Source organism: Nocardia rhizosphaerae (genome assembly GCF_042650365.1).
In the GTDB taxonomy this organism is placed as follows: Bacteria; Actinomycetota; Actinomycetes; order Mycobacteriales; family Mycobacteriaceae; genus Nocardia; species Nocardia rhizosphaerae.
Genome location: NZ_JBHSBA010000007.1, coordinates 769,212 through 784,725, shown reverse-complemented (window position 1 = coordinate 784,725; position 15,514 = coordinate 769,212). Strand labels below are relative to the sequence as shown.

Annotated in this window: 14 protein-coding genes and 1 pseudogene; 7 read left to right on the top strand and 8 right to left on the bottom strand. The window is 71.2% G+C overall.

Translation table 11 applies throughout. The annotated features are described in order from the left end of the window. Positions 1-2: 2 nt before the first annotated feature. Together efp and ACFOW8_RS18370 are read right to left on the bottom strand one after the other, a co-directional pair. On the bottom strand, positions 3-566 hold the full coding sequence (gene efp, locus ACFOW8_RS18375; protein ID WP_378551878.1) for an elongation factor P: 564 nt from the start codon (positions 564-566) through the stop codon (positions 3-5). A 48-nt stretch (positions 567-614) separates the two neighbouring features. Then, positions 615-1,736: an aminopeptidase P family protein gene (locus ACFOW8_RS18370; RefSeq protein ID WP_378551876.1), complete on the bottom strand. Its 1,122-nt coding sequence runs from the start codon at positions 1,734-1,736 to the stop codon at positions 615-617. A 165-nt stretch (positions 1,737-1,901) separates the two neighbouring features. On the opposite strand from ACFOW8_RS18370, the gene ACFOW8_RS18365 reads away from it, so the two are divergent. From ACFOW8_RS18365 to ACFOW8_RS18335, 7 genes and pseudogenes are all read left to right on the top strand, one after another. Then, a complete protein-coding gene (locus ACFOW8_RS18365) occupies positions 1,902-2,372 on the top strand; it encodes a prepilin peptidase (protein WP_378551875.1) in 471 nt (156 codons plus the stop codon). Between the two features lie 476 nt (positions 2,373-2,848). Next, positions 2,849-4,057 carry a chorismate synthase gene (gene aroC / locus ACFOW8_RS18360; protein WP_378552098.1) on the top strand — a complete coding sequence of 403 codons (1,209 nt, stop codon included), beginning with the start codon at positions 2,849-2,851 and terminating at the stop codon, positions 4,055-4,057. A gap of 350 nt (positions 4,058-4,407) precedes the next feature. Then, positions 4,408-4,902 (top strand): annotated as a pseudogene (locus ACFOW8_RS18355) (shikimate kinase); the annotation flags it as partial. An 845-nt stretch (positions 4,903-5,747) separates the two neighbouring features. Then, a complete protein-coding gene (gene aroB, locus ACFOW8_RS18350; protein ID WP_378551873.1) occupies positions 5,748-6,866 on the top strand; it encodes a 3-dehydroquinate synthase in 1,119 nt (372 codons plus the stop codon). A 150-nt stretch (positions 6,867-7,016) separates the two neighbouring features. Next, a complete protein-coding gene (locus tag ACFOW8_RS18345) occupies positions 7,017-7,280 on the top strand; it encodes a hypothetical protein (RefSeq protein ID WP_378551871.1) in 264 nt (87 codons plus the stop codon). Continuing rightward, positions 7,277-7,786 carry a hypothetical protein gene (locus ACFOW8_RS18340; protein ID WP_378551870.1) on the top strand — a complete coding sequence of 170 codons (510 nt, stop codon included), beginning with the start codon at positions 7,277-7,279 and terminating at the stop codon, positions 7,784-7,786. Before ACFOW8_RS18345 ends, ACFOW8_RS18340 begins: the two co-directional genes overlap by 4 nt. Next, complete coding sequence (locus ACFOW8_RS18335; protein WP_378551868.1) at positions 7,728-7,928, top strand: response regulator transcription factor; 201 nt, start codon at positions 7,728-7,730, stop codon at positions 7,926-7,928. The genes ACFOW8_RS18340 and ACFOW8_RS18335 overlap by 59 nt, the downstream gene beginning before the upstream one ends. A gap of 7 nt (positions 7,929-7,935) precedes the next feature. Here ACFOW8_RS18335 and ACFOW8_RS18330 read toward each other — a convergent pair whose 3' ends face one another. The 6 genes from ACFOW8_RS18330 to ACFOW8_RS18305 form a co-directional block, all read right to left on the bottom strand. After that, entirely contained in the window at positions 7,936-8,379 is a 444-nt protein-coding gene (locus ACFOW8_RS18330; RefSeq protein ID WP_378551867.1) for a B-4DMT family transporter, read from the bottom strand. Between the two features lie 75 nt (positions 8,380-8,454). Next, positions 8,455-9,261 carry a shikimate dehydrogenase gene (locus tag ACFOW8_RS18325; RefSeq protein ID WP_378551866.1) on the bottom strand — a complete coding sequence of 269 codons (807 nt, stop codon included), beginning with the start codon at positions 9,259-9,261 and terminating at the stop codon, positions 8,455-8,457. Continuing rightward, positions 9,254-10,774, bottom strand: coding sequence for an endolytic transglycosylase MltG (gene mltG / locus ACFOW8_RS18320; RefSeq protein WP_378551865.1), 1,521 nt, complete (start codon positions 10,772-10,774; stop codon positions 9,254-9,256). Before mltG ends, ACFOW8_RS18325 begins: the two co-directional genes overlap by 8 nt. Then, positions 10,771-11,331, bottom strand: coding sequence for a Holliday junction resolvase RuvX (gene ruvX, locus ACFOW8_RS18315; RefSeq protein WP_378551863.1), 561 nt, complete (start codon positions 11,329-11,331; stop codon positions 10,771-10,773). Before ruvX ends, mltG begins: the two co-directional genes overlap by 4 nt. Further along, positions 11,331-13,997 (bottom strand): alanine--tRNA ligase, encoded by a 2,667-nt coding sequence (alaS, locus tag ACFOW8_RS18310; protein ID WP_378551862.1) that lies wholly within the window; start codon positions 13,995-13,997, stop codon positions 11,331-11,333. Before alaS ends, ruvX begins: the two co-directional genes overlap by 1 nt. Positions 13,998-14,070: 73 nt before the next feature. Beyond that, entirely contained in the window at positions 14,071-15,396 is a 1,326-nt protein-coding gene (locus ACFOW8_RS18305; protein WP_378552097.1) for a replication-associated recombination protein A, read from the bottom strand. Between the last annotated feature and the right edge of the window lie 118 nt (positions 15,397-15,514).

Here is a 15,514-nt window from a genome sequence, read left to right as displayed (position 1 = left end):
GATCAGGCGTTGACGCGGCCGAGGTAGCTGCCGTCGCGCGAGTCGATGCGCAGCTTGTCACCGGTGTTGATGAACAGCGGGACCTGCACCTCGGCGCCGGTCTCCAGCGTGGCGGGCTTGGTGCCGCCGGTGGAGCGGTCGCCCTGCAGGCCGATGTCGGTGTGCTGCACGACCAGCTCGATCGAGACGGGGAGCTCGACGAACAGCGGCGCGTCCTCGTGCACCGCGACCTGCACCGCCATGTTCTCCAGCAGGAAGCGCGCACCCTCGCCGATGGTGGCCTCCGGGATGGAGATCTGGTCGTAGGTCTCGCCGTCCATGAAGATGTAGTCGCTGCCGTCGTGGTACAGGTAGGTCATGTCGCGACGGTCCACGGTCGCGGTCTCCACCTTGACGCCCGCGTTGAAGGTCTTGTCGACGACCTTGCCGGACAGCACGTTCTTCAGCTTGGTCCGCACGAAGGCGGGGCCCTTACCCGGCTTCACGTGCTGGAATTCGATGATCTGCTGGAGCTGACCGTCGATCTTCAGCACAAGGCCGTTCTTGAAGTCGCTGGTGTCCGCCACTGTCCTCGGATCTCCTCGTTCGTTTACTGCGGTCTCTGGGGACCGGCGTCACTCGACGACGGTCAGGTCCTTGCTGGTGAGGGTGAGCAGGTCCGGGCCCGCCTCGCGGACCACGAGCGTGTCCTCGATCCGGACTCCGCCGCGGCCGGGAAGGTACACACCAGGTTCGACGGTCACCGCCACGCCAGCAAGCAGTGTACCGGTACTCGTTTTCGCGACTCCCGGCGCTTCGTGGATCCGCAGGCCGACACCGTGTCCGAGGCCGTGCACGAACTGCGCGCCGTAGCCTGCCTGCTCGATGACGACCCGGGCCGCGGCGTCGACCTCGGCGGTCCCCGCGCCGGGTTTGAGGGCCTCGCGGCCCGCTCGCTGGGCGCGGGCGACCAGGTCGTAGATCTCGCGCTGCCAGTCCGCGGGGCTACCGAGCACCAGGGTGCGGGTCATGTCGGAGTGGTAGCCGTCGACGACCGCGCCGAAGTCGAGCTTCACGAAATCGCCGGTGGCCAGGACCGCGCCGGTCGGCCGGTGGTGCGGGACCGCGGAGTTGGCGCCGGTGGCGACGATGGTCTCGAACGAGACGGCCTCGGCGCCGTGCTCGAACATCGCCCACTCCAGGTCGCGGGCCACTTGGCGCTCGGTGCGGCCGGGCCGCAGCAGTCCGCGCTCGAGCAGATCGGCCAGTCCGGCGTCGGCGGCCGCGCAGGCCGCGCGCAACTGTGCCACCTCGTAGGTGTCCTTGACCATGCGCAGCTGCTCGACCAGCCCGTTGGTCGGCACCAACTGCAGGCCGGTGCGCAGCTGCTGGAACGAATGATGCTCGGCGACGGTCACGACATGGCTCTCGAAGCCGACGCGGCCGAGCTGCCACTCACCGGCCAGTTCGAGGATGCGGCGAGCGGTGGCGCGGGAGATCTCCGCCCGCAGGTCGGGCACCTGCACCGCCACCTGCGCGGAGTAGCGGCCGTCGGTGCCGATGACGGTACGGTCCTCGGCGCCACGCATGTCCCACGAGTGCACGAGCAGGACCGCGTTGGAGCCGGTGAAGCCGGTCAGGTAGCGGATATTGACCAGATCGGTCACCAGCAGCGCGTCGACGCCGTTCTCCACCAGCAGGCTCCGCAGGGCGCCACGCCGTGCGGCGTGATCCGGGCCCGTGTAGTCAGCACACATGCGTCAACGCTACCGCTCATCCGGCGACACGTCGGCGGCGCGTTCCCCAAGGCGGGCGCGTCGCCAGGGCCGATTCTGGACACCTGTTTATCCACATCAGGGGTAGTTGTCCACATTCGTGCGCACGGCCTGGTCCGGCCGGGCCGGACGCCGCACGATCGAACCATGACCACTGCCGCGTACTGCCTGCTCGTCGCCTGGTGTGTGTTGCTCGGCGTCATCGATGTCCATGCCCGTCGGCTACCCAACGCCCTCACCGGGGTCGGCGCCGCTGGTGTCCTCGGCTATGCCCTGTCCACCGGGCGGCTCGAGACCGCGTTGATCGGAGCTGCGCTGCTGACCATCCCCTATCTCGTCGTCCACCTCGTCGACCCGGCCGCGCTCGGCGCGGGCGATGTGAAGCTCGCGGTGCCGCTCGGCGCAGCGGCCGCGCTGGCGGGCGCGCCCGCCTGGGTCTGGGCCGCCTGCGCCGCACCGCTGCTCACGGCAGTCGCCGCGTTGGTCGTACTCGGCCGGAATCGGCTGCGCGGCGCGCCGAGTCGCGATGCGGAAGAGCCGCCGCCGTCCGCGCCCCGGATGGTGCCGCACGGTCCGGCGATGTGTCTGGCGACTGTCACCGCGATGGTGCTGGCATGACCGCGCGCAAACAGCGGCGGATCGGTATCGGCATCGGCATCGTTCGTGTGGTCGGTGGCGCCGGCCGCACCCGAGCGGTCACGGTGGAGCCGAGCGCCCACGAGGTGCAAGCATGGGCGTGCCCGCCGTCGACATCGACGAGTCACCGCGCTCAGAACCGCGAGTTCGCCACGCCGAGGGTTGCTACGCGACCGGGACGTGCCGCGATGACGAACCCCCTCGGTGCGGCGACGGTCCGATGCGCCGAACCGTCGGCGGCGCACCGCAGGCCGGCGACGTCGCCCGCGCCACCGCTGCGCCGACGCGCCCGGCATGCCCGCGCGACGCGGCGTCGCCGTCCGTCCGTCCGGACCGGCTCGGGGCGGCCCGCTCGGGGCGGTCGGCGTCGCCGCGCCGCCCGGAGTGGGACGGGGGTGCCGCTCGTCACGGTGGACCGCGTGCCCTACGACGCGCGTCGACATGGGAAGATGGTCGGCGTGTTGCGCTGGATAACTGCCGGAGAATCCCATGGTCCCGCTCTCGTCGCCCTCCTGGAAGGAATGGTGGCCGGAGTCGAGGTGACATCGGACGACGTCTCGGCACAGCTCGCGCGCCGCAGGCTCGGGTACGGGCGCGGCGCACGAATGAAGTTCGAGGCCGACAAGGTCACGCTGGTCGGCGGTGTGCGCCACGGCCGGACCATGGGTGGTCCGGTCGCGATCGAGGTCGCCAACTCCGAGTGGCCCAAGTGGACCGAGGTGATGTCGGCCGACCCGGTCGACCAGGAGGCACTCGCCGGAATGGCGCGCAACGCCCCGCTGACCCGTCCACGTCCGGGCCATGCCGACTACTCCGGCATGCTCAAGTACAACTTCGACGACGCCCGTCCGGTCCTGGAGCGGGCCAGTGCCCGCGAGACCGCGGCCCGCGTCGCGGCGGGCACGGTCGCCAGGAACTTCCTGCGTCAGGCCTTCGGCGTCGAGGTGATCTCGCATGTGGTGTCGATCGGCACCGCCGCCAACACCACCGGGGTCGCCCCGGGCGCGCACGATCTCGACGCCATCGACGCCAGCCCGGTGCGCGCGTTCGACGCCGACGCCGAGGCCGCGATGATCGCCGAGATCGAGGCGGCCAAGAAGGACGGCGACACCCTCGGCGGCGTCGTCGAGGTGATCGTCGACGGTCTGCCGATCGGGCTCGGCTCGTTCACCAGCGGTGAGCAGCGGCTCGACTCGCGGCTCGCCGCCGCGCTCATGGGTATCCAGGCGATCAAGGGTGTCGAGGTCGGCGACGGTTTCGAGACCGCGCGCAGGCGCGGCAGCCAGGCTCACGACGAGATGCGGCCGGGCCCGGACGGCGTGCTGCGCTCCACCAACCGGGCCGGTGGACTCGAGGGCGGCATGACCAACGGCGAAGCGCTGCGGGTGCGCGCGGCGATGAAGCCGATCTCCACGGTGCCGCGCGCGCTGGCCACGGTGGACATGTCCAGCGGCGAGGAGGCAGTGGCCATCCATCAGCGCTCCGATGTGTGCGCGGTGCCAGCGGCCGCGGTGGTGGCCGAGTCGATGGTGGCGCTGGTGATCGCCCAGGCCGCGCTGGAGAAGTTCGGCGGCGACTCGCTGGCCGAGACCGTCGACAACATCACCAGCTACGTCAAGCGGATCGGCAACCGCCCGCACGTGCCAGCGGAGAGCCGTACGCCGTGACCGGCCAGGGGCAGGAGGGGGCCGCGGAGGACACCGACGCGGGCCCCCCATCGAGCGACCGCGTCGAGCGGCCCGCTACCGACGCACGGTCCGTGCACAACGGCACGCGGCCGGTGCACGACCACCCGCCGACGGGGAACGACGGGGTACAGGCGGTGCCCGACCACCCGCACGCGCGGCCCGACCGGACGCACGCCGACGACCGCGTACACGCGGCGGCCGACCAGGCGCGAACACAGAACGACCATGCGCACACAGACGACCACCGGGCGCACCCGGACGACCGGATCGGCGCCGCGACGGCGAAGTCAGGAACCGCGGGCGATGAGAAGGCCGGGGACACGGCTCCCCTGGCTCGGATCGTGCTGGTCGGGCCGCCCGGATCGGGCAAGTCGACGATCGGCCGCAAGCTCGCCAGGGAACTCGGCGTCGAACTGTTCGACACCGATGCCGGGATCGAAGCGGAAACCGGACGCAGCATCCCCGAGATCTTCGCGACCGACGGGGAACCGGAGTTCCGGCGGATCGAGGAGGACGTGGTGCGCCGGGCGGTGCTCGGGCACGACGGCGTCGTCTCGCTCGGCGGCGGCTCCGTACTGTCGGCGCGAACCCGCGAGATCCTGCGCGGGGCGACGGTCGTCTACCTGGAAATCAGTGTGGGCGAAGGACTTCGGCGCACCGGGTCGAGCAATGCCAGGCCGCTGCTCAACGGCACCGACCCCGCCGCCAAGTACCGGGAATTGATGCGGATCCGACGACCGCTCTACCGCCAGGTCGCCACGGTCCGGGTCCGCACCGACGGTCGCAGCCCTGGCCGGGTGGTCAAGATGATCCTGACCAAGCTCGGGCTGGAATCGGTACGCACCGATCTCGCGGCCGACCGGGGAGGTGCCGGAGCCGCGAGCCCGCCGGGTGCGGTCACCAGTAGGCCCGGTACCGGGAGCAATCGCTCCAGGGCACGACGCCGGGCCAGGGCGCGCGCCGCGGCAGCGCGCCGGGCGAACGCCGCGCAGCCGGGCCAGGCCGAGCAGACCGCGACCATCGGCCCCGAGCCCGGTGCCCCCGCCACGCCCGACGCAGCGCAGGCGGGCACATCGACCGGCATCGACTCGACCGGCCGACAGCCCGGTGAGCCGAGCACCCGCTCGACGAACCCCCGCCGGTCACGGCGAGCGCGGTCGCGCCGCGGCGGCCGTATCCGGTCTGCCACCACCGGCACCCCAGGAAACGCCGCCGACCGCACCGCGACCGGTGCGCGGGGTGCCACCACGGCGGCGCCCGGCGGTACCTCCGCGACCGGGCGCAATACCGGCGGGCTCCCGGCGAGCACCGGGCGCGCTGTCGGCGGATCCGGCGAGCACGGACATCCGGGCAACCGCAGCGAGGTGTCCGGACCGGACGCCGCAGGCAGGCAGGCCGACACCACAACCCGATCCGGCACCACCAGCCGGCGCGGCACAGACCGGCCCGACACCACGGGCGACCACAACGGCCAGGCCGACCTCGGCAGCGCAGGCCGCGGCGGCGGTGGGGAGCGCGGCGGAGCCGTCGCCGAGGCGGTGGGCACGACCAGCGGCCGCCGGGGCGCGACACCGTCCGGTGAGGCGAATCAGGAACGGGCGCGCCGGAAACGGCCGCGGCGGCGGGGGCGACGCAAGAACAACGACCAGAAAGAATCGGAGCAGCGCACGTGACAGATCCGACGACCATTGAGGTTCGTACCGCCGACCCGTACCCGGTGATCATCGGCCGCGGCCTGCTCGGCGAGCTCGTCGAGTCGGTGACCGCGGGCAACGCGGTGCGGACGGTGGCGATCTTCCATCAGCCGCCGCTGGCAGAGACCGCCGAGGTGGTGCGGAAAGCACTGGCCGACACCGGGATCGACGCGCACCGGATCGAGATCCCGGACGCCGAGGACGGCAAGGACCTGGCCGTGGCCGGGTTCTGCTGGGAGGTGCTCGGCCGGATCGGGTTGACCCGCAACGACGCCGTGGTGAGCCTCGGCGGTGGCGCGGCCACCGACCTGGCCGGCTTCGTCGCCGCCACCTGGATGCGCGGGGTGCGCATCGTGCACGTGCCGACCACGCTGCTGGCGATGGTCGACGCGGCGGTCGGCGGCAAGACCGGCATCAACACCGAGGCGGGCAAGAATCTCGTCGGCAGCTTCCACGAGCCGAGCGCGGTGCTCGTCGACCTGGCCACCCTGGAGACCGTGCCGCGCAACGAGATCGTGGCGGGCATGGCCGAGATCATCAAGGCGGGCTTCATCGCCGACCCGGTGATCCTCGACCTGATCGAAGCCGATCCGGCAGCCGCCCTCGACCCCACCGGTGCGGTGCTGCCGGAACTGATCCGGCGCGCCATCCAGGTCAAGGCCGACGTGGTGGCGGCCGACCTCAAGGAATCGAGCCTGCGCGAGATCCTGAACTACGGGCACACCCTCGGGCACGCGGTGGAGCGGCGGGAACGCTACCGCTGGCGGCACGGCGCCGCGGTGGCGGTCGGCCTGGTCTTCGCGGCCGAGCTCGGCAGGCTGGCGGGCAGGCTCGACGACGCCACCGCCGACCGGCACCGCACCGTCCTGGAAAGTGTCGGTCTGCCGGTGAGCTACGACGCCGACGCGCTGCCCCAGCTGCTGGACGCGATGCAGACCGACAAGAAGACACGCTCCGGTGTGCTGCGATTCGTGGTGCTGGACGGGCTGGCCAAGCCAGGCAGGCTCGAGGGCCCCGACCCGAGCCTGCTGGCGGCGGCCTACTCGGCCATTGCGCGCACGGACAAGCCGAACAGCGGCGCCATCCTGCTCTGATCGACCGGTACCCACCCGGCCTGCCGTGCCGGGTGGGTACCCGCCGTACGTCGAAACGCGTACCCGGTTCGAAGCCCCGCGGAGCTGTTCCGCCCGCTCGGCGCGCTGACCGTCGTTGCCGCGCTGGCGAGCCTGGTCACGGTGTGGCGGGTGCCGCGTGCCCGCTGGTGGATTCTCGGCAGCCTGCTGACGCTGTTCTTCGGCGAATTCCTGTTCTCGGTCCTGTATTTCTGGCCGCGCAACGAGATCCTGTTCACCGAAGGGGCGGCTGTGCACTCGGCCGAGGTCCTGCGCCGCACCGCGACCGAATTCGAGAACGCCCACCGGGGCAGGCTGGCCATGAGCGCGGTCACGACCGTGGCCGCCTGCCTCGGCTTCCTCGGCGCGTACCGCGAGTGGGTGACGCGGCGATGAGACTGTCCCGCATCGAAGTGTGCGCGCTGGCATCGCTCGGGGTGCCGCGCGTCCTCGCGCACGACCTGGACCTGGTCGGCCCTGCGGTGAACGCGATGCTGGTGTTCGCGCCCCTCGTAGCGTGGGTGGGCTATGCCGTCTGGCGGCGCGTCGGCGACCCGCTGCGGGCGCTGCTCACAGTGGGTGCGGTCTACGGCGTGCTGCTGGCGATCACCCATCAGATCCTGTGGACCCGTGGCGCGTTCGACACGCCGCCGCGGCTGGGTGGCACGCTGGCGGGACGGCTGTCGCCCACGCTGGAGGACCTGGTACCGCGCGGCTTCGCCGTCGGCAGCAGCCTGGTCACCGGTGTCCTCGTCGGCGCGGTGTCGGGGTGCTCGCCTGGCTGCTGCTGCGGGCGAGGACGGGTCGCCGCACCGGATGACCGACGACGAAGGGAGCGCGCCGATGCCGACCGCGATCGGACACCGTGGCGTCGGCATCGGTGCGGGCCGGTCCAATCCTGAGATCGCGGTGGCCCTGTCGACGAGTCCCGCGACGGCCCGCGCCCATGTGGGACGGCTGTTGACCGAACTCGACGCCCGCGACCGGCCGCAGTTGGTGCGCCTGGCCTACGAGACCGGGTTGATCGTCCCAGGCGGTCGCTGAATCGGTGTCAGGCCGGAGCGAGCTGGGTGGCACCGACCGCGGGGGCGGTCTCCGCCGCCTTCCTGGCACGGAACCGGCCGTAGCCGATGCCCGCGAGCGCGGGAAGGAAGATCAACAGCAGGATGAACGCGGCGGCGGAGGTGAGTTCGAACAGCGCGCCGGAGTCGCCGAGGGCGATGCCGGGCACCTGATCGAGCAGCCAGCACACGGCCCCGCTGCCGATCCCGGCGACCGCGCCGGCCGACATCCAGCGGACCGTCAGGTCGGTACCGTCGGCGGCACGACCGTCGCGCAGGCCCCAGGCGGCGGCCGCGCCGACGATCAGGACCAGACAGGCCGTGCGCCAGACGATGCCGTAGGTCGGCGCGGTGGCCATCGCGAATCCGAGCAGCAGCCGCAACCCGACGACGAGTGCGCCGAAGACGGTGGCGCGCAAAACCCAAGCGGTCATGTCCGACACCTTAGCCGGACAAAACTAGAACCGGTATCAATTCTTCGGATCGGGGCGGTCCGGCGGCGGCACCGCTCAGCCGAGCGCCGCCGCCATCACCGCACGCGGGGCCGGTTGCCCGGTGAACAACTCGACCTGCTTGTACGCCTGGTTCAGCAGCATCTGCAGCCCACCGATCACCGTGTGCCCGGCCGCGGTGACCGACTCTGCCAGCGGTGTCGGCCATGGGTTGTAGATCGCGTCGAGCACCACCGGGGCCGTCGCCACCGATTCCGCCACCACAGCGGCCGCCTCGGCGGGAATCGTGCTGACCACCGCACCCGCACTCGAACAGGCGGCGGCGAGCGCGCCTGCCTCGAATCCGCAGACCGACACGGCCAGACCGAGCCGCTCGGCCAGTTCCACCGCGCTGCGGGCACGTCCGGCGTCGCGGGCCACCACGGTGACCGATTCCGCGCCGAGCTCAGCCAGGGCGAGCAGCGCGGGACGTGCGGTACCACCGGCACCGAGCACCACGCCGGCGCGCAGCCGCTCGACGCCGCCACCGCGCAGCGCGCCGAGCACCCCGTCCACATCGGTGCAGTCGGCCAGCCAGCCGGCGTCCGTGCGCACCAGGGTGTTGGCCGATCCGGCCAGCACCGCACGATCGGTGCGCACCTCGGCGTAGTGGAGGGCGGCCTCCTTGCCCGGCATCGTCACCGAGAGCCCGACCCATTCCGGTCCGAGCCCGTCGACCAGGCCTGCCAGCTCGTCGGCCGCGCATTCGATGCGCTCATAGGTCCAGTCCAGCCCGAGCGCACGGTAGGCGGCCAGATGCAGCTGCGGCGACCGGGAGTGCGCGATCGGCTTGCCGAGCACCGCGGCCTTTCGCACCTCAGCCACCGTAGGGCCGCGAGCTGTCGAGGATGCCGCTGCGCTGGGCCTGCGCGACGAGCCGCAGGTGTTCGGAGTAGCTCTCGGTGAACAGGGTGGTGCCTTCCTTGTCGACGGTGACGAAGTACAGCCACGCCCCCGGCTCGGGATTCTCCATCGCCTGCAGCGCAGCCACCGACGGCGCGGCGATGGGGGTGATCGGCAGGCCCTGCATCGCGTAGGTGTTCCAGGCGGTCTCGGTGGCGCGGTCGGCGTCGGTGGTCGCGACCTCGGTGGTGTCGAGGGTGTAGTTCACCGTCGAGTCGAACTGCAACATCTGGTCGACCTCTAGCCGGTTCACGATCACCCTGGCGACCTTGCTCATGTCCTGCGGCTTCGCCTCACGTTCCACCAGCGATGCCGCGATCAGCGTCTCGTACGGGGTCAGCCCGGTGTTGCCGCCGGACTGCAGCAGACCCGTCGACTCGTAGCGCTCGACACTCGTGCTGATGAGCTGCCGCAGGATCTCCTGCGGCGGCGCGCTCGGATCGAAATCCCAGGTGCCCGCCGCGATCAGGCCTTCCAGCTGCCGGGACGGGTCCGGCGAGTTGCGCACGCCCTGCATCGCCCATTCCGGCACACCGAGCGCGGCCAGGTCGGAGCTCGCGCCCGCGGCGTCGAGCTGCTCGTAGGTCACGCACTTCTGTTGTGTGCCATAGCAGCTGGCGTCGGCGATCTTGCGGTAGATGCCGTCGTAGCGCCCGCCGGTGCTCACGTCGTGCTTGTCGTGCAGCAACCTGCCCTCGGAGACGGTGACATTGCCGACCCGCGACTTGCCGCCGACCAGCGCGGTGACCGCGTCGGCGGCCGGGCTGTTCACGCCGACCGTGTAGAACCCCGGCTGCACCCCGTTCATGTTCGAGTTGCGCACGGCCGCTTCGTAGAACGCCGCCGAACTGGCGACGACGCCCTTGTCCTTCATGGTCTCGGCGATCTCGGTGGCGGTGTCACCGGGATGCACCTGGATCACCACGAGCTCGCCAGGCGGACCGGCGAAGTCCTCGGGCGGGGTGATCCCGCTCATCAGTTTGTATCCGGCGAACCCGCCGGCGAGGACGAACAGCACGGCGAAGACCCCGCCGACCACCCACAGGGTGCGGCGACGGCGCTTGCGCTCGGCCGCCTTGCGGGAGGCTATCCGCGACCGCTCGCGCCCACCGCCCGACCGGCGACCCGCGCCGTCCGGCTCGCGATCGGCCCGGCCGCGTGCCTGCTTCCCGCCCGGCGCCGCACGGCCCACCGGCCTGCGGCGCACCGGCGCGGCCCGCTCGGGTTCGGGCTGCGGCTCGTCGTCGTAGCCCTCGTCCTCGTAGCGCGGGATGACGTTGGTGTCGTCATCGTCGTCCCAGTGGTCCTGGGTGGCCGGCGGGGACTGCTCGCCCGCCGTGCGGGCGTCGAGGCCCCAGTCGTCGCGCCGGGGGTAGCGCCGATCGGCTTCCCGCGCACGGTAGCGTTCCTCGGCCCTGGCCCATCGGTCGGTCATGCATCGTCTCCGACCACGTGTGTTGTGTCTGTCGCGTCCTTCAACACCGAACTCCGCTCGTCCAACCATCCTTGCAGGATCGACACCGCTGCCGCCTGGTCGATCACCTGCCGCTGGCCACGTGCGCGAACTCCGCTGTCGCGCAGCGCACGTGCAGCAGACACCGTAGTCAAACGTTCGTCGGAAAGGCGTATCGGAATCGGGTCGATCACCCGGCGCAACTCCCGGGCAAACCGGCGCGCGATGGCGGCCGCCGTGCCGTTTTCCCCGCGCAACGTGCGCGGCAGCCCGATGATCACCTCGACCGCTTCGTACTCCGCGACAAGATCGGCAATTCTTGCGATGTCGGCGGGTGGGCCGGCCTGGCGCGCACCGGACTTGCCCGGCTTGACGCGCGGCACGGTCTCCACGGGCGTGGCGAGGATGCCATCGGGGTCACTGGAGGCGACCCCGATCCGCACGCTCCCCACGTCGATGGCGATCCGGCGGCCACGGCCCGGATCGGTCGCCGCGTCCGGGCGATCGGCCGGATCCCGATCGTCGGCGGTGTCGGGCATCAGCCGGCCAGTTCGGCCACCCGGGCGCGGACCGCGGCCAGCCCGGCCGGGATCCCCGCCGGATCCGACCCGGAGCCCTGCGCCATCTCCGGCTTGCCGCCGCCGCGACCGGCGATGCTCGGACCGAAGCTGCCGACCAGATCGCCCGCCTTGATCCCCTGGTCCTGGGCGGCCTTGTTCACCGACACCACGAACGGCACCTTGCCGTCGGTGTTGCCGAGCAGCACGACGACCGCGGGATCACTGCCGAACCGGCCGCGGATGTCGGTGGCCAGGGTGCGCAGATCACCCGCGGCGACGCCATCGGGCGCGGCGGCGGCGACCAGCAACAGCGAGCCGACCCGCTCTGCCTGCTCCACATAGGTGCCCGCCGAGGAAAGCACGGCGGCCATCTTGGTGCGCTCCAGTTCCTTCTCGGCCACCTTCAGCCGCTCCACGAGCTGCTCGACACGGCCTGGCACCTCCTCCGACGGCACCTTCAGCGACGAGGCGACACCGGCGAGCAGCGCACGCTCCTTGGCCAGGTACTTGTAGGAGTCCAGGCCGACGAAGGCCTCGACGCGGCGCACACCCGAACCGACCGAAGACTCACCGAGCACGGTGATCGGGCCGATCTGCGAGGAGTGCTCGACGTGGGTGCCGCCGCACAGCTCCATCGAGAACGGGCCGCCGATCTCCACGACGCGCACCTCATCGCCGTAGTTCTCGCCGAACAGCGCCATCGCGCCCATTTCCTTGGCCTTGGGCAGGTCGGTGACGAAGGTGTTCACCGGGAAGTCGGCGCCGACGGCGTCGTTGGAGACGGCCTCGATATCGGCCTTCTGCTGCTCGGAGAGCGCGCCCTGCCAGTTGAAGTCGAACCGCAGATAGCCCGGCTTGTTCAGCGAGCCCGCCTGCACGGCGTTGGGGCCGAGTACCTGGCGCAGCGCGGCGTGCACCATGTGCGTGCCGGAGTGACCCTGGGTGGCGCCGCGGCGCCAGGCCGGATCGGCCTGGGCGAGCACGACGTCGCCCTCGGTGATCTGGCCCTGCTCGACGGTGGCCTTGTGCACCCACAGCTTCTTGGCGATCTTCTGGACATCGTTGACACGCAGCTTCAGGCCCGAGGCGGTGATGGTGCCACGGTCGGCGATCTGACCGCCGGACTCGGCGTAGAGCGGGCTGCGATCGAGGATGACCTCGACGTCGTGACCGGCCTGCGCGGCGGGCACCCGAACCCCGTCGGCGATCAGCGCGAGCACATGCGCCTCGGAGGTGAGTTCGTCGAAACCGGTGAACTCGGTGGCGCCGCGGTCGACCAGTTCTTTGTAAACGGTCAGGTCGGCGTGGGCGTGCTTGCGGGCCTGGGCGTCATCCTTGGCGCGCTGCCGCTGCTCGGCCATGAGCGAGCGGAAGCCGTCCTCGTCCACCGAAAGGCCCGCCTCGGCGGCCATTTCGAGGGTGAGGTCGATCGGGAAGCCGTAGGTGTCGTGCAGCGCGAAGGCGTCCGACCCGGTGATCTGCTTGCCGCCTTTGGACTTCACCGCGGTGGCGGCGTTGTCGAAGAGGGTCTCGCCGGTGTTCAGTGTCTTCAGGAAGGCCGTCTCCTCGCCGACTGCGACGGTCTCGATGCGCGAGAAGTCGGTGGCCAGTTCGGGATAGGACGGCGACATCAGTTCGGAGACGACCTTCATCAGCTCGCCCATCACCGGCTTCTCGGCACCGAGCAGGCGGGCCGAGCGCACGATGCGGCGCAGCAGACGGCGCAGCACGTAGCCGCGGCCGTCGTTGCCGGGGTTCACGCCGTCGGCGATCAGCATCGCCGAGCTGCGGACGTGGTCGGCGATCACGCGGAACCGCACGTCGTCGGCGTGCTCGACGCCGTAGGAACGGCCGGTCAGCGCCTCTGCCTTGTCGATGATCGGGCGCAGCAGATCGGTCTCGTAGACGTTCTCCACACCCTGCAGGAGCATGGCGACGCGCTCGACGCCCATGCCGGTGTCGATGTTCTTGCGCGGCAGCGAACCGACCGGCGGGTGACCCAGCTTGGGGCTCAGCTCACCGCGGATGTCCTGCATGAAGACCAGGTTCCAGATCTCGAGGTAGCGGTCCTCGTCGGCGACCGGGCCGCCTTCCTTGCCGTAGGCCGGGCCGCGGTCGTAGTAGATCTCCGAGCAGGGGCCACCGGGACCGGGCACGCCCATGTCCCAGTAGTTGTCCTTGCCGTCGCGGAACTGGATTCGCTCCTTCGGGATTCCGGCGACGCGGTGCCAGATCTCGGCGGCCTCCGGGTCCGACTCGTAGGCGGTCACCCAGATGCGCTCGGGGTCGAAGCCGAAGCCGCCCTCCTCCTGGGACTTGGAGATCAGCTCCCAGGCGAGGGTGATGGCACCCTCCTTGAAGTAGTCGCCGAAGGAGAAATTGCCCGCCATCTGGAAGAACGTGTTGTGCCGGGTGGTGACGCCGACCTCGTCGATATCGCCGGTGCGTACGCACTTCTGCACGCTCGTCGCGCGCGAGTACGGCGGCGCCTCCTGCCCCAGGAAATACGGCTTGAACTGGACCATGCCTGCGTTGACGAACAGCAGGTTGGGGTCGGCCAGGATCAGCGAGGCACTGGGCACCTCGGTGTGTCCGGCACGGACGAAATGGTCCAGGAAACGCCGTCTAATCTCGTGGGTCTGCACAGCAGTCCAGCCTACCGCCTGCGTTCCACCTGTTTTGCGCCGGAGTGGGTGGCCCCGGCGACACCCGATCCGGCTACTTCCCGCGCACGATCCGGCGCAGCTTGCCGAGCCTGCCGCCGACCTCACGTTCGAATCCGTGGTCGGTCGGCGTGTAGTAGTCGGTGCCGACCAGATCGTCGGGCGGATACTGCTGGGCGAGCACCCCGTCGCGGGCGTCGTGCGGGAATCGGTAGCCCTTGGCGTTGCCGAGCGCGGCCGCACCGGCGTAGTGGCCGTCGCGCAGGTGCGCTGGCACCGCGCCGGACTTGCCCGCGGCGACATCGGCCATCGCCGCCCCGAGTGCCGCGGTGACCGCGCCGGACTTGGGCGCGGTGGCCAGGTGGATGGTGGCCTGCGCCAGCGCCAGCCTGGCCTCGGGCAGGCCGACCAGCTGCACCACCTGGGCGGCGGCGGTCGCCGTCTGCAGTGCCATCGGGTCGGCCATGCCGATGTCCTCGCTGGCGTGGATCATCAGGCGGCGGGCGATGAACCGCGGGTCCTCCCCCGCGGTGAGCATGCGGGCCAGGTAGTGCAGGGCGGCATCGACATCGGAGCCGCGGATGGACTTGATGAACGCGCTGATCACGTCGTAGTGCTGATCGCCTGCGCGGTCGTAGCGCACCGCGGCCTTGTCCACACTGGCCTCGACCAGGTCGACGTCGACCACCCCGTCCAGCGACGACTCCGCGGAGGCCTCGAGCGCGGTGAGCGCGCGCCGCGCGTCGCCGCCGGCGATGCGGACGATGTGATCGAGCGCGGCGTCGGTGACGGTGTACTCGCCGGCCAGGCCACGCTCGTCGGCGATCGCGCGGTCGAGCACCGCGCGGATGTCGGCGGGCGTGAGCGACTGCAGCTGCAGCACCAGCGAGCGCGACAGCAGCGGCGACACCACCGAGAACGAGGGGTTCTCGGTGGTCGCGCCGACCAGCAGCACGATCCGGTTCTCGACCGCGGCAAGCAGCGCGTCCTGCTGGGTCTTGGAGAAGCGGTGCACCTCGTCGATGAACAGCACGGTCTGCTCGCCCGCCGTGAGCCTGCGTCGCGCCACATCGATGACGGCCCTGACCTCCTTGACGCCCGCCGACAAGGCCGACAGCGCCTCGAACCGGCGGCCGGTGGCCTGCGACAGCAACGAGGCCAGAGTGGTCTTCCCGGTGCCGGGCGGGCCGTAGAGCAGCACCGACGCCGCGCCCGATCCCTCGACCAGGCGCCGCAACGGCGATCCGGGGCCGAGCAGGTGCTGCTGGCCGATCACCTCGTCCAGCGTTCGGGGCCGCATCCGGACCGCCAGCGGCGCGCCGGGATCGCGCCGGACCACGGCGTCGAGCCCGTGCGCGGGCACGGGGTCGTCACCGGGCACGTCGAACAGGCTCTCACTCACGTCGTGCAGGGTACCGATGGTCTCGGACACCTCCGCTGCCTCGCCGATCGCGCGGGGTCGGGCCGCCCGGCGCCCGGCGCACCGCGCGGCCGAAGCG

What these genes read in the sequence shown, in the direction of transcription:
- ACFOW8_RS18370 (WP_378551876.1), bottom strand. Translation starts at nt 1,736, where the DNA reads ATGTGTGCTGACTACACGGGCCCGGATCACGCCGCACGGCGTGGCGCC.
- ACFOW8_RS18335 (WP_378551868.1), top strand. Translation starts at nt 7,728, where the DNA reads ATGCCGACCGCGATCGGACACCGTGGCGTCGGCATCGGTGCGGGCCGG.
- ACFOW8_RS18330 (WP_378551867.1), bottom strand. Translation starts at nt 8,379, where the DNA reads ATGACCGCTTGGGTTTTGCGCGCCACCGTCTTCGGCGCACTCGTCGTC.
- ruvX (WP_378551863.1), bottom strand. Translation starts at nt 11,331, where the DNA reads ATGCCCGACACCGCCGACGATCGGGATCCGGCCGATCGCCCGGACGCG.
- ACFOW8_RS18365 (WP_378551875.1), top strand. Translation starts at nt 1,902, where the DNA reads ATGACCACTGCCGCGTACTGCCTGCTCGTCGCCTGGTGTGTGTTGCTC.
- mltG (WP_378551865.1), bottom strand. Translation starts at nt 10,774, where the DNA reads ATGACCGACCGATGGGCCAGGGCCGAGGAACGCTACCGTGCGCGGGAA.
- ACFOW8_RS18340 (WP_378551870.1), top strand. Translation starts at nt 7,277, where the DNA reads ATGAGACTGTCCCGCATCGAAGTGTGCGCGCTGGCATCGCTCGGGGTG.